A 13,990-nucleotide genomic window follows, 5' to 3' on the forward strand; every position below is an offset into this window, starting at 1 on the left:
GTTCCTCCTTGGAGTAAGGTCAACGGATGAAGTTGGTCCGCTGGGCGGGTTCCCGCTGGGGCAGGCCGTACTGGGCCTTGCCCAGGGCAATGCTCTTGACCAGGAAAGCCATGTTCCGGGCCAGGGTACGCATGGTTTGCAGCCCCTCCGCATCCTGGGCGGCCTCGCCGGGCGCTCTGCCGTGGATGCTGTTCCAGTACTGGCTGGAGGCCACCGGCATCCCGCTGATGGTAAAGAATTTGTTCAGCTCGTCAAAGGTGGATGACAGTCCGCCCCGGCGGGCGGCCACCACGCTGGCTCCCACCTTCATGGTCTTGTCAAAGGGGGTGGAGTAAAACAGGCGGGTCAGAAAAGCCACCAGGGTGGCATTGGCCGAGGCGTAGTACACCGGGCTGCCTACCACCAGGCCGTCGCAGGCCTCAAACTTGGGGGCAACCTCATTGACCAGATCGTCAAATACGCACCGGCCCAGCTCGCTGCACCGGCCGCAGGCCACACAGCTGCGAATATCCCGATGCCCAATGTGGATCTGCTCCGTCTCAATGCCCTGGTCGGCAAATACCTTCTCCATCTCTCCCAGCGCCAAGGCGGTATTGCCGTTGGCCCGGGGACTTCCGTTCAGCAACAGGATCTTCATGGCTTTTCCTTCCCTTTCTCCGCCGGTCAGGCCTCTTCTGTGGTCTTGGCGGCTTTTTGGGTGGTCGTCTTTTTCGTTGTGGTCTTTTTGGCGGTGGTGGCCTTTTTCGTGGTCGCCGCCTTCTTGGTGGTGGTCTTTTTGGCAGCCGTCTTCTTGGCAGGCTTCTTCTCCTCCTCGGGGGGAGCGCCCTCCGCCGGAGTCTCTGTGACGGCAGTGGTCTTTTTCTTATAGCCCCGCTGGTCCTCAGGCAGGAAGTTGGGGCACTCGGGGTTGATGCAGAAGGGCTTCTTGAAACCACGGCCCGACTTCTTGAACAGGGTATGGCCGCACTCGGGGCAGTTGTCCTTCACGGGTACATCCCAGGTCATAAAGTCACACCGGCGGGCCTCATCCTTGTTGGCGTTATTCTCGCAGCCGTAGTAGGCATAGCCCCGCTTGGAGGTCTTTTTCAGGATTTTTCCGCCGCACTTGGGGCACTTGCCCGGCATTTCAATAACGATGGGCTGGGTGTGGTCGCACTCCGGCCAGCCGGGGCAGGCCAGGAACCGGCCGAACCGGCCTGATTTATACACCAGGTTGCGGCCGCACTTGGGGCAGATCACGTCGGACACCTCGTCGGGCACCTTGATCCGCTCGCCGTCCAGGTCCTGCTCGGCCTGCTTCAATTCCTTCTCAAAGCCGCCGTAGAACTGGCTCAGCAGACTCTTCCAGTCCACCTTGCCGGTCTCCACCTCGTCCAACTGCTCCTCCATGTTGGCGGTGAAGGCGGTATCCACAATGTCGGTGAATTTGTCCTTCATCAGGCCGGTCACCACCTCGCCCAGGGGGGTGGGCCGCAGGTTCTTGCCCTCTTTTACCACATACTCCCGGTCCAGAATGGTGGAGATGGTGGGGGCATAGGTGGAAGGGCGTCCGATGCCCTTCTCCTCCAGGGCCTTGATGAGGGTAGCCTCGGTGTAGCGGCTGGGGGGCTGGGTGAAGTGCTGATCGGGTTTCAGGCCCTTCAGCTCCAGGGGCTCCCCCTCCTTCAGGTCGGGCAGGGGGGACTGGAAAGCCTCGTCCTCCTCGTCCTTACCCTCCACGTACACAGCGGTATAGCCGGAGAACTTGAGAGAGGAGTGGGTGGCCCGGAAGGTATAGCCGGCGGACTCCACCTCGATGGACACGCTGTCATAGACGGCGGAGGCCATCTGGCAGGCCAGGAAGCGGCTCCAGATCAGCTTATAGAGCTTGTACTGCTCGGCGGTAAGGGACTTTTTGATGCCCTCCGGGGTGAGGGCCACGTTGGAGGGCCGGATGGCCTCGTGGGCGTCCTGGGCCCCGGATTTGGTCTTGTACACCCTGGGCTTGCCGGGGTAGTACTGCTCGCCATAGCGGGACAGGATGAAGTCCCGGGCGGCGGCGGTGGCCTCGTCGGACAGGCGGAGGGAGTCGGTACGCATATAGGTGATAAGACCCACGGTACCCTCGCCCTCAATGTCCACGCCTTCATAGAGCTGCTGGGCAATGGACATGGTGCGCCGGGGGGTCATGTTCAGCTTGCGGCTGGCCTCCTGCTGGAGGGTGGAGGTGATGAAGGGAGGCGCCGGGTTGCGCTGCTTGTCCTGGCGCTTGACGCTCTTCACGGAGAAGGGGGAAGCCTGGACAGCCTGGGCCACATCCTGAACGGCCTCCGCGCTGTTCAGCTCCATCTTCTTCTCTTTTCCGTAGAAACTGGCCTTGAACTGCCCCAGATTGGGGGAGATACGGGCCAGATCGGCCTCCAGGGACCAGTACTCCTGAGGCACGAAGGCCTTGATGTCGGCCTCACGCTCACACACCAGCCGGGTGGCCACCGACTGCACCCGTCCGGCGGACAGGCCCCGGCGGATCTTTTTCCACAGCAGGGGGGAGATCTGATAGCCCACGATACGGTCCAGCACCCGGCGGGCCTGCTGGGCATTGACCAGGTCCATGTCGATAGCCCGGGGGTGGGCGATGGAGTCGTTGACCACCTTCTTGGTAATCTCATTAAAGGTCACCCGGTAGGTCTTGTCGTCGGGAATCCCCAGCATCTCCTTTAGATGCCAGGAGATGGCCTCTCCTTCCCGGTCAGGGTCGGTGGCCAGAAATACTTTATCGCTCTTCTTGGCGGCCTTGGTCAGGTCGTCGATGACCTCTTCCTTGCCCTTGATGGGCTGATAGTCCACCGTGAAGTCGTTGTCCACATCCACGCCCAGCTTGCTCTTGGGCAGGTCCCGGACATGGCCCATGGAGGCCTTCACCTGATAGCCGGGCCCCAGATATTTGCCGATGGTCTTGGCCTTCGCCGGGGACTCGACGATCACCAGATTCGATTTCGCCACAGTACGATACTCCTTTTATTCTTGTTCCTCGAAACGGACGGCGGCGGCAAACCGCCGGCCCGGTAATTCCTTCAGATAGCCCCCGGCCTGCAGCAGGGTAAGGGCGGTATTGACCCGCCGGGCGGGGATCTCCGTCTGCCCTACGATCTCGTCGGCAGTGAGGGTCTTTTCCGACAGCAGGAAGAAAATCTCCCGCTGTTCCTCCCCCATCTGCTCCAGACCGCTGCGCGGTGCGACAGGCAGCCCCTCCTCCTGGACGGGCTTTTCGGGTTTTGGCTCAGGCTCCGGCGGCGGGGTGGGCATAACCTCCAGCCGCTCATCCGCCTCCTCGGCGGTCATAGGCTGGGGCTGGCACAGCTTGTGGGCATATCGCCCCTCATACTCACACAGGATATCCCCAGCAGTACGCACCAGCTTGGCCTCGCCCTGGGCAATAAGCCGGTTGGTCCCGGCGCTGGTGGCGGCATCCACCGGTCCGGGGACCGCAAATACATCCCGGCCCTGATCCAGGGCGTCGTGGGCAGTGATGAGAGCGCCACTGCGCTCCCCCGCCTCCACAGCTACCACACCCAGACACAGTCCGCTTAAGATGCGGTTGCGCTGGGGAAAACGCCAGCCATCCGGCCGGGTACCCGGCGGATTCTCCGACAGGATGGCGCCCCGGGCGGCCACATCCTCATAGAGCCAGCTGTTGCAGGCGGGATAGACCACATCCACGCCGCCGGCCAGCACCGAAACTACCGGTCCGCCGCCCTGGAGCGCGCCCTTCAGGGAGGCCGCGTCGATACCCTGGGCCAGACCGGACACCACCAGGGCGCCTGCCCGGGCCAGGCCCATGGCGATCCGCCCGGCAGTCCGTACGCCGTAGGCGGAGCACTGGCGGGATCCCACCATTGCAATCGCTACTTCTTCATCAAAGCGGAAGAGCCTCCCCTTGCCGTAGAGCACCAGGGGATAGTCGCTGAGCTGGAGCAGCCGCTCCGGGTAGGCTCCGTCCTGACAGCTGAGCAAAAACAGGCCCAGCCGGTCGCAGTTCTCCAGAATCCGATTGGTCTGGTCCAGAGATTTGTCACACAGGGACCGCCTGGCCTCCTGGGTCAGACGCAGAGGCTCGTAGGCCTCCCGGTCGGCAAAGTACACCCGCTCGGCGCCGCCGAAATAGTCCATCAGCTCCACCTGGTGCCGCTGGGGCAGGCCCCGCCGGGTAGAGAGCCAGAGCAGATATTGAATGCCCGCCACGGCGGCCCCTCCTCTCTCGTTGGCTCAGCGGTTCCGCCAGCCCTCCCACAGCACCACGGACGCCGCCACGGCGGCGTTGAGGGACTCGCATCGGTCCCGCATGGGGATCTTCAAGGTCAGGGCGCAGGCGTCCAGCACAGCCTGGGACACACCTCTGCCCTCGCTTCCAATGACTACCGCGGCGCGGCTCAGATCAGCCGCGCGCAGATCGGCGGTATCCTCCCGCAGTGCGGTGGCATACAGCGGCAGCTCCGCCGTTTTCAAGAGGACGGTAAGTTCCTCCAGCCCAGTCTCCCACACCGGCAGACGGAAGCAGGCGCCCATGGTGGAGCGCACCGTCTTAGGGGAGAATGGCTCGGCACATCCAGGGAGTAGGAACACTCCCTCCGCGCCAAAGGCGTCGGCAGTGCGCCACACAGTACCCACGTTGCCCGGGTCCTGGACCCCGTCCAGCACCAGATAAAGTCCCGGGGTCAGTGTCTTTGGCGGCATCAGGTCGGGGGTACGGCACACCGCCAGCATTCCCTGGGGCGTGTCCACCGTGGAAACCGACTTGAGCACGTCGGCGGGCACCTCTACCAGGCGCACACCCTCCGGCAACTTCCGGGGCGGCTCAATGCCTTCGGCCACCACCAGAGTTTCCACCACGGCATTCCAGCGCAGGGCCTCCTCCACCAGCTTATGTCCTTCACAGAGAAAGACTCCCTCCTGCCGGCGGGTTTTTTTGTCATTTCCCAGCTTTCGCAGCCGGGCCACCAGAGGATTCTGGCGGCTGGTGATCCGTTCCATGCTCATCTTACAGATCCTGCAGGCGGTTGACATCCTCAGTGCGGCCCAGGGCCACCACCGTATCCCCCGCCTCCATAATAGTGCTGGGGCCGGGGGTCACATTGAAGGCCTCCTGTCCCTTTTTCCGTACGGCAATGATGTTGACCTTATAGCGGGCCCGTACATTCAGTTCCGCCAGATTTTTTCCCAGCCAGTCCCGGGGCACGGTGGTCTCCACAATACCAAAATCTTCGCTGAGCTCAATAAAATTGAGGACATTGGAGCTGGACAGGCCCTGGGCCAGCTTGACGCCCATCTCATGCTCGGGGAACACCACCCGGTCGGCGCCGATTTTCTCCAGCACTTTGCGGTGGACATGGCTCTGGGCTTTACAAATTACCTTACGCACGCCCAGTTCCTTCAGGTTCAGGGTGATGAGGGCGGAAGTACCCACATCCACGCCTACCGCCACCACGGCGCAATCGTAGTTGCGTACGCCCAGGGCCCGGAGCACCGCCGGATCTCTGGCGTCGCCGGTAACGGCATGGGTGACCTTGTCGGCCACCTTCTGTACATTCTCCTCGGAGTCGTCCAGGGCCAGCACCTCGTGGCCCAGGGAGCTGAGCTCGGTGGCCACGGCGCTGCCAAACCGGCCCAGGCCGATGACAACGAAGGTTTTCATTCGGTTACACATCCTTCCAACCGGGTGGTTACCCGATCATCACATTCATTTCCGGATATTTGATCTTGGCCGTCCGGCCGCCGCGGGTGATAAAGGCAATGGAGAAGGAGAGCACACCCACCCGGCCCATATACATCAGCAGAATAATCAGAGACTGGGAAAACACACTCAGTCCCGGTGTGATACCAGTGGTCAGACCCACCGTACCCATGGCGGAGGCTACTTCAAAGGCACAGTCCAGATAGGGCAAATTTTCCACCGTAGAGATCGTCATAGACCCCACCAGGAACAAAAACAGCATCACCAGCGCCAGCGTCATGGCGTTAAGCACCCGGCGGTAGGGAATGGTGCGGCCCCGGAAGGTGACCTGCTCCCGTCCTGCCAGTCCGGACCGGAGGGCCAGCAGCAGCACCGCCACAGTAGCCGTTTTCAGGCCGCCGGCAGTGGAGCCGGAGGAGCCGCCAATCAGCATCAGGATAGAAGAAAATGCCTTGCTGGTATCGCTGAGTCCTCCCTGTCCGATGGCGTCAAAGCCGGCGGTACGCAGGGTAATGGACTGGAAGATGGAGTTCATGATCTTCTCCCACAGAGGCATATTCCCCAGGGTGGCGGGATTGGAGTATTCCTCCACCAGGAAGAACAGAGCGCCGCCGATAATCAGCACTCCGGTAACGATAAGCACCATTTTGCTGTACACCGAAAGTTTGTGCCAGCAGCGCTTTTCCAGAATATCCTCCCACACAAAAAAGCCCAGGCCGCCCACTACAATGAGGGCTCCGATGGTGCCCAGCACCAACGGATTGTTCTGCAATCCGGCCAGGCTGCTGAATGCACCGAATTTTCCGCCCAGCAAATCGAAGCCGGCGTTACAGAAGGCGGAGATGGAATGGAAGATCCCCCGCCAGATGCCGCCCAGGATACCAAAATGGGGGATCATGGCAATGCTCAGCAGCACCGCCCCTGTTCCCTCGATCAGGAAGGTACCCATCAGAGCGTGGCGCACCATCCGTACCACACCATCCAGATCGTTCAGGTTCAGAGTGGATACCATAATAAGCCGCTCAGACAAGCCGATGCGGCGGCGCAGGGCAAAGGACACCAGGGTAATCACCGTCATGAAGCCCAGGCCGCCCAACTGAATCATAAGGATAATCACCAGTTGGCCGAAGAAGGACCACTGGACCCAGGTATCCACCAGGATCAGGCCTGTAACGCAGGTGGACGAGGTGGCAGTGAACAACGCCGTAAAGAATCCGGCGCTCTGGCCGTCCCGGGATGCAATGGGCAGGGTGAGCAGCAAAGCACCCACCAAAATGATCACGGCAAAAGAGGCCGCCACGATCCGGGTAGCATTCAGGCTTCGGTTGCGGATAAACATATCCCGCAGCCAAAGAGCAAATTGTTTGATCACAGCTGGGCCCTCCCCCAAAAGTCGGCGCCCGCCGAACGGTCTGTTGGACGCAGAAAAGCATACCGAAGGAAGCTCATTCCTTCGGTATGCCCATTCTCTCTCCGACCGGAGCCCGCCGATTTACCGGCTTCCAGGCTCCACCTGTTTGCAATAAAGCATACCTGATCCGCTGCACAGGGGTACATAGGTCGTCCCTCATCTTTCCACATTTTCCCGGGGAACACTCCCGTGGAATCATACAAAGGTAACTATAGCATACCCTCCAAAGATATTCAAGTCAACGATTATTATACCCCCGCCCTGAATTTCCTACCTTATGTATAAAAAGCCGGCGGGTCCAACCTCCTCCCCTCCTGCACATTTAACAGATTTCGCCAGTTATCAGCCTGTTTGGCATTTCACAATGAAAGAGTTGAAATCCGAGTCAGTTACAAGGTATAATCAGCTATACGCTTCACCAACGCCGGCCCTGTCCGGTATCCAGTTACGAAAGAGGGTCACGGTATGCAGACAGAACATCAGGAAAAAGTGGACCGCCAGGTATGTGCCAACTGCGGCGGAACCATCAAATGGAACATCGCCAAGCAGCGTCTGGAGTGCTCCGCCTGCCGGACTCCCTACATCGCGGAGACTACCGTTGAGCGGGTGGAGGAGCATGATTTTGAGGGATACGTCCAGCGGGAAGGCCAGAGAGTGTCCTTCCCTGACACCGCCATTATCGCCTGCGGTACCTGCGGCGCACAGATCGCTGTGGACGAGCACTGCACTGCCACGGTCTGTCCCATGTGCGGCTCAACCCAGCTTTTGGAAAGCCGCCAGGAGGCCGGCGTTCCCCCCGACGGTGTAATTCCCTTCCGGGTGGACCGTGAAACTGCCCAGCAGAACTTTGCCAAGTGGGTCAAAAGCCGCTGGTTTGCCCCCAACCGTCTGAAACAGGCCTATCAGGCAGGCAAACTCCAGGGCATTTACCTTCCCTTCTGGACCTTTGACGCCCAGGTAACCAGTACATACTGGGGACAAGGCGGCAACACCCATACTGTTCGGGACAGCAAGGGCAACACCCGCACGGAAATTCACTGGCGGCCGGTAAGCGGTACTGTGGGCGGCTTTTATGACGATTTGCAGGTATGCGCAACCATGAATTCAGCCAGCCAGGTGGTGGAAAAGGTCCTGCCCTACAATACCTGCGACAACACCCTTCCTTTCTCCCCCAGCTATCTGTCCGGTTTTCTGGCGGAGCACTATGCCATCCCCGCCACCCAGGCGGTGGATACCGCCAAAGAGCAGGTCCGCACCGATCAGATCAATCAGGCGGAAAGCGACATCCTGTCCCGGGGCTTCAGCCATGCCCGGGTCAGCAATATCAACATTGAATATCACAAGATCACCTATAAACACGTGCTGCTGCCCGCCTGGTCCTCGGCCTTTGCCTACAACGGCAAGCAGTATATGTACATCATCAACGGTGAGAGCGGCAGAGTAGGCGGCCAGCGGCCCTACAGTGTTCCCAAAATCGTGGCGGCGGTAGCCGCGGCAGCGGCAGTCATCACCGCCGCGGTCATTCTGCTCACCGGCGCAGCCGCTCCGCCCGCTCTTCAGGCGGAGGAAAACGCACAGCCTCAGGCTATTGTCATCCAGGAGGATTCTCCCTGGACGGCCTGGGAGGACAATCTCTGAGACATAGAAAGGACGGAAAAGCCATGGCATGGTTTGGTCAAGGAAAAGATACCATTGAATGGGAAGAATTCCGGGATGACGTACTCTTTTACAAGTGGCCCGCCAAGGAGATCAAGCGGGGCTCCCACCTCATTGTGCGGCCGGGACAGAAGGCCATTTTCTATTCCGACGGTATTGTGGGCGCTATTTTTGAAAATCAGGGCAATTTCGATATCTACACCGATATTGTTCCCTTCTTCTCCACACTGAAGGGCTGGCTGTCCCTGCGGGGGGACTCCGGCCTGCGTGCGGAAGTCTACTTTGTCAACGCGAAGGAACTGACTCTGCCCTGGGGCACCCGTCAGCGGATCATGATCCCCACGCCCGAGGTACCCAGCGGTATCCCCGTTGGATGCAACGGCAATCTGGTCATTGAGTTCCGGGACTACCAGACCTTTATCAACAAGGTGGCCGGAGTCAAAGCCACCTATTCTCTGGAGGATGTGGCCGACCGGATCATGGGCGAGCTCAACCCGGTGGTAGCCGAGGCCATCCTGGACGGACAGCAGCAGATGGGGCTTAACGCGCTGGTGGGGCTTCAGCAGAACAGCCGGAAGTTGGGAAAAGCCATTCAGGAGGAGCTGGACAAAGAGCTCAGCGACTTTGGTCTGGGCGTGGCGGACGTCAATATCCTGGCCTTTAACTATCCGCCTGAGGTCCAAAAGATGGCGGAGAAGGTGGCCGCCCAGTCCTTCGTTACCGACATGGGCAAATATACCTCCGTCAGTATGGCCGACAGTATGTCCACCCCCGGCAGCGCTGGTTCGGCCGCCGCCTCTGGTATGGGAATGGCCATGGGAATGCAGATGGCCGCCCAGATGATGGGTCAGATGGGACAGATGACACAGCCCCAGGCCGCCCAGCCTCAGCAGGCCGCCTGTGTCTGTGCCTCCTGTGGCTATGCCAGCCCCACCCAGGTCAAATTCTGTCCTCAGTGCGGCAAGCCCATGGGCCAGCCTCAGCCGGCCGGCGACCGTTTCTGCCCCAACTGCCGTAAAATGGTGGCGGGCAAATTCTGTCCCGACTGCGGCACACCCACCGTGTAATTCACCTCTATCTTTTTAGAAAAACAAGAAAAGGTGGCAGGCACAAAAGTGCCTGCCACCTTTTTGCTTTGCAAAAAGCCCGGATTATTTCGCTGTGCTCTCCGCACTCCTCAGTCTGTGCCACCGATCTCTTTCGCGCATAATATGTTGTGGGATCATTTCCCAGAAGGTGGTAACACGAATGGGTGTTACAAATTCCAACAAGGTAATCAATACCGACCGCATTGCCTGCGACGGGTCGCTGCGTGTGAGTCTGACACTGACTGCCGCGCCGGATATTATCACCAATCCAACCGATATCGTGCTGATTCTGGATCGCTCCGGCAGTATGGCAGGCATACCACTGACCAATATGAAGCTGGGTGCAAAGACATTCATCGACATCATCGATGAGGCCACCGATAACACGCAAGACGGTCAAATCGGTTCCGGCAGCCGGATCGGCATCGTCAGCTTCTCCAATACCGCTGTGGCAAACACGCAGCTTATCACCTCGGTGGACACACTGAAAAGCGCAGTGGACAGTCTGACTGCCTCGGGCACTACCAATCATGCAGACGCCTTTACCAAGGCGATTCAGCTCTTTGATCCCGCCTCCAGCAATGCGAAGGTTATCGTAATCTTTACCGACGGCAATACCACCACCGGCGCTCCGCCCGCACCCGTAGCTGCCGCCGCCCGCGCCCAGGGTATTGTCATCTACTGTATCGGCCTCATCGGCTCGGATGGTCTGGACATTGGGGCCTTAAACAACTGGGCCACCGACCCGGACGCCTCACACGTGGCGGTGACCCCCGATGCTGCCGACCTTGAAAACCTGTTCGAAGAGCTGGCAGCTAACCTGACCAAACCTGGTGCAACCAATATCGTAATTGATGAGATCGTAATAATAAAAGCAAATAAAAAGCGGCCTCGAAAGGCCGTGAAAACGCAAAAGTAATGTCAAAAGTTCTTCAAAGATGTTAAAATTTGCTTAACACTTCTCAGAATCCACCTATTTCTGATTGAAAACAAGCAAAAGCCACTTGAAAATCGCTATTTTCTTCTGTTTTTTGATGTCAGGAGGAAGAAAAATAAAAAATTCAGTTCATGGAGTATCGCGGGAAACCTCTGCTCATATTTCCACTTTTTCAAATTCCACTTTGCCTTATTCAGCTCCACAAAGACGGCAGAAGTTCCACCTTTTTCCACAAAAAAAGAGGGCGGGCATTTCTGCCCCCCTCTCGGATGATGATTTCTGGTTGAAATCCTGGAATTTTATTAGCCGAAGTAGCGCTTCAGCAGGCCCTCGAAAGCCTTGCCGTGGCGGGCCTCGTCGCGAGCCATCTCGTGAACGGTGTCGTGGATGGCGTCCAGGTTGTGCTGCTTGGCCAGCTTAGCCAGGTCAGTCTTGCCCTGGGTAGCGCCGTTCTCGGCGTCCACACGCATCTCCAGGTTCTTCTTGGTGGAGTCGGTCACGACCTCGCCCAGCAGCTCGGCAAACTTAGCGGCGTGCTCAGCCTCTTCGTAGGCAGCCTTCTCCCAGTACAGGCCGATCTCGGGATAGCCCTCGCGGTGAGCCACACGGGCCATGGCCAGGTACATACCAACCTCAGAGCACTCGCCCTGGAAGTTCTCACGCAGGCCCTGGATGATCTCCTCGGGAGCGCCCTTGGCCACGCCTACCACGTGCTCAGAAGCCCAGGTCTTATCGCCGCCCTGGAGCACGAACTTCTCCTTGGGAGCCTTGCAGATGGGGCAGAAATCAGGGGCGGAATCCCCTTCGTGAACATAACCGCAAACAGAGCAGACCCACTTTTTCATGTGATTTTCCTCCTAATTTGTCATTCATTTTATTTCATTTCGGGTTAGCCGGAAGTGCTAATCAGTAATGATTATCATTTCTGATATTAAGATAGCACAACTTAACTCTGCCGTCAAGTGTTTTTTTCAAATTCAAAAAACTTTTTTACTTCCTCTTACTTTCCATATTTCCGTCGATAACGGCGGTGCCCCAGGACCAGGATTAACACCCCTGCTGCTACCAGGATTCCGCCCAGTACGATCTGAGTAATGATAGGACCATACATAAAAGACATCACACGGTCCATACTACTATTATAAAGATCAAGATCCATTCTCTTATCCCCCTATGACAGGAATCCGGGTAACTTCATAAACTCACACAAGCCGCTCACCGCAGAAAGCTGCAGCACTCCCCGGATCAGTAAATACGCGCCCACCGCCAGCGGCAAAATCCCCAGCAGATACCATCTGGGTTCTCTCTTCTCAGGCGCAGCCTCTGTGGGCGGCCCCGGATTTGGCATCTCTCCCAGCAGCAGCTGGTCCGTGGTAATCCCAAACAACCTGGCTAGTGCCACAATCTTATCCAGTTCCGGCTGGGCAGCGTCACCTTCCCACTTGCTCACCGCCTGGCGGGACACTCCCAGCAGTTCGGCCAGTCTCTCCTGAGATAAGCCTGCTCGCTTGCGGTAATTCAGAATCCGCTCTCCAAAGGTCATTCTTTCTCGCCATCCTTTCTTCCGGCCTTACCGGACAGGTTCAGCCTATCAAACCATCCGGTTTTTCGCCATAAAGTTTGGCTTGAACTTCCGCAACCGCTGGTTGCCAAAGGGCTTTTCAAGCGAAATCATCATACCATAGCCGGCAGAACAGATTCAAGGGCTCCTTGGTAAAGATCCCGTATGTCAAAAAAACGGGCGCGCTGCAATATGCAGCGCGCCCATTTTTAATACTTGCTTACTCGATGGCAATGGTGTGGTTCACAGGCAGCTGCTGAACCATCTTGGGCAGGGTAATCTTCAGAATGCCATCCTCAAACTTAGCGGAGACATCCTTGGCTTCCACATGATCGCCCACATAGAAGCTGCGGCTGCACTGGCCCGCATAGCGCTCCCGGCGCAGATAACGGCCGTTCTTTTCCTCCTCATCCTTGTCCAGGCCCTTGGCCGCGCTGATCGTCAGACAGCCATCCTTCAGTTCCAGCTGGACCTCCTCCTTCTTAAAGCCGGGCAGATCCACATCCAGCTCATAGGTATTCTCAGTCTCCCGCACATCGGTCTTCATCAGATTCTTGCCGTGCTTACCATAGAGCGGGTTGTGATCGGAAAAAACCGACATCCGGTCAAAGGGGTCCTGGAAAAACTCATCAAACAAATTCTCACCAAAAATGTTAGGTAACATAAGTCATACCTCCATTCGTCTTCTGCGGCTCGTAGCTGGGGAGTGGGACCTCTCGGTGGCGAGCTTTTGTTACCTGCTTTGTTTTCTTGTAACCGTACCTCGGTCCGATTCCCTTTCGGTCCTCTTTCCTAAGCACGTCCTTATTATAACACCAGAATTAGCACTGTCAATAGGAGAGTGCTAATGTTCACACAATCAATCAATATTGTTCACAATTTATGCGATTTCCCCCGCAAAAAAGCCGGGACCCGTTGCACTGCAACGGGTCCCGGCTTTTTCAAAAAATCAGCTGTCGGCAATCGCTTGGGCTGCGGCACGAATCACAGCCACACAGGCGTCGATACCGATGCGGCTGTTGACACACAAATCGTATTCCCGGCTCTGTCCCCAACGGCCGGTGGCAAAATAGTTATAATAGGAGGCCCTGGCTTTATCCTGCCGGATCACATAGCTCTCCAGATTGTTCTCCTGTACACCGTACTCCTCCCGGGCGCGGCGGATTCGCTGATCCAGAGGCGCATTGACAAACACCTTCAGGCAGCGGGGCTGATCCCGGAGAATATAGTCGGCACAGCGGCCTACAATGACGCAGGACTCTCTGGCAGCAGCCTCCTTAATGACCTTGGCCTGAGCGATAAACACCTGGTCGGGCACCGATGGCGTCTGTACGCTGGTATAGAGGTCATAGAGAAAACTGTTGGTGGGGCGCTGATGCTCGGCGTTGCGGATAAAGTGCTCGGAAAAGCCGGTCTTTTTGGCCACATCGGAGATCAGCTGCTTGTCGTAGAACGTAATGCCCATCTCCTCGGACAACTGCTTGGCAATGAGCCGTCCGCCGGAGCCATATTCACGGCCGATGGTGATGACGATATGCTTCATAAGGACACCTCCTATCCTAATTTTAGTATAATGCTTTTTCCACCTTCCGTCAAAGAGTTTTTCATACCTTATATTTATTATCCT

At 57.8% G+C, this 13,990-nt stretch carries 13 protein-coding genes; 3 read left to right on the forward strand and 10 right to left on the reverse strand.

What is annotated here, in order from left to right; genetic code table 11:
* Positions 1–19 precede the first annotated feature (19 nt).
* From B5G42_RS04235 to B5G42_RS04260, 6 genes are read right to left on the reverse strand one after another with little or no spacing between them, the layout of a single operon-like run.
* Entirely contained in the window at positions 20–637 is a 618-nt protein-coding gene (locus tag B5G42_RS04235; RefSeq protein ID WP_087189309.1) for a flavodoxin family protein, read from the reverse strand.
* Positions 638–663: 26 nt separating this feature from the next.
* The gene (topA, locus tag B5G42_RS04240; RefSeq protein ID WP_087266960.1) at positions 664–2,982 is read right to left on the reverse strand and encodes a type I DNA topoisomerase; all 2,319 of its coding nucleotides are present in this window, start codon (positions 2,980–2,982) and stop codon (positions 664–666) included.
* A 15-nt stretch (positions 2,983–2,997) separates the two neighbouring features.
* Positions 2,998–4,221, reverse strand: coding sequence for a DNA-processing protein DprA (dprA, locus tag B5G42_RS04245; protein WP_087266963.1), 1,224 nt, complete (start codon positions 4,219–4,221; stop codon positions 2,998–3,000).
* A gap of 24 nt (positions 4,222–4,245) precedes the next feature.
* Positions 4,246–5,010, reverse strand: coding sequence for a TrmH family RNA methyltransferase (locus tag B5G42_RS04250; protein ID WP_087267096.1), 765 nt, complete (start codon positions 5,008–5,010; stop codon positions 4,246–4,248).
* 7 nt (positions 5,011–5,017) lie between these two features.
* The gene (locus tag B5G42_RS04255; RefSeq protein WP_087189312.1) at positions 5,018–5,671 is read right to left on the reverse strand and encodes a potassium channel family protein; all 654 of its coding nucleotides are present in this window, start codon (positions 5,669–5,671) and stop codon (positions 5,018–5,020) included.
* A 28-nt stretch (positions 5,672–5,699) separates the two neighbouring features.
* Positions 5,700–7,082: a TrkH family potassium uptake protein gene (locus tag B5G42_RS04260; protein ID WP_087266966.1), complete on the reverse strand. Its 1,383-nt coding sequence runs from the start codon at positions 7,080–7,082 to the stop codon at positions 5,700–5,702.
* A gap of 504 nt (positions 7,083–7,586) precedes the next feature.
* On the opposite strand from B5G42_RS04260, the gene B5G42_RS04270 reads away from it, so the two are divergent.
* From B5G42_RS04270 to B5G42_RS04280, 3 genes are all read left to right on the forward strand, one after another.
* Entirely contained in the window at positions 7,587–8,759 is a 1,173-nt protein-coding gene (locus tag B5G42_RS04270; protein WP_087266969.1) for a hypothetical protein, read from the forward strand.
* A 23-nt stretch (positions 8,760–8,782) separates the two neighbouring features.
* A complete protein-coding gene (locus tag B5G42_RS04275; protein WP_087266972.1) occupies positions 8,783–9,844 on the forward strand; it encodes an SPFH domain-containing protein in 1,062 nt (353 codons plus the stop codon).
* A 181-nt stretch (positions 9,845–10,025) separates the two neighbouring features.
* Positions 10,026–10,784 carry a vWA domain-containing protein gene (locus B5G42_RS04280; protein ID WP_087266973.1) on the forward strand — a complete coding sequence of 253 codons (759 nt, stop codon included), beginning with the start codon at positions 10,026–10,028 and terminating at the stop codon, positions 10,782–10,784.
* 320 nt (positions 10,785–11,104) lie between these two features.
* Here B5G42_RS04280 and B5G42_RS04285 read toward each other — a convergent pair whose 3' ends face one another.
* The 4 genes from B5G42_RS04285 to B5G42_RS04300 form a co-directional block, all read right to left on the reverse strand.
* Positions 11,105–11,647: an NADH peroxidase gene (locus B5G42_RS04285; protein ID WP_087266976.1), complete on the reverse strand. Its 543-nt coding sequence runs from the start codon at positions 11,645–11,647 to the stop codon at positions 11,105–11,107.
* A gap of 326 nt (positions 11,648–11,973) precedes the next feature.
* Positions 11,974–12,345, reverse strand: coding sequence for a helix-turn-helix domain-containing protein (locus tag B5G42_RS04290; RefSeq protein ID WP_087266978.1), 372 nt, complete (start codon positions 12,343–12,345; stop codon positions 11,974–11,976).
* 238 nt (positions 12,346–12,583) lie between these two features.
* A complete protein-coding gene (locus tag B5G42_RS04295; RefSeq protein ID WP_087266981.1) occupies positions 12,584–13,027 on the reverse strand; it encodes an Hsp20/alpha crystallin family protein in 444 nt (147 codons plus the stop codon).
* A 285-nt stretch (positions 13,028–13,312) separates the two neighbouring features.
* Positions 13,313–13,906: an AAA family ATPase gene (locus B5G42_RS04300; RefSeq protein WP_087189327.1), complete on the reverse strand. Its 594-nt coding sequence runs from the start codon at positions 13,904–13,906 to the stop codon at positions 13,313–13,315.
* Positions 13,907–13,990 lie beyond the last annotated feature (84 nt).

Origin of the sequence: Flavonifractor sp. An91 (assembly GCF_002159225.1) — a bacterium.
Lineage (GTDB): Bacteria > Bacillota > Clostridia > Oscillospirales > Oscillospiraceae > Flavonifractor > Flavonifractor avicola.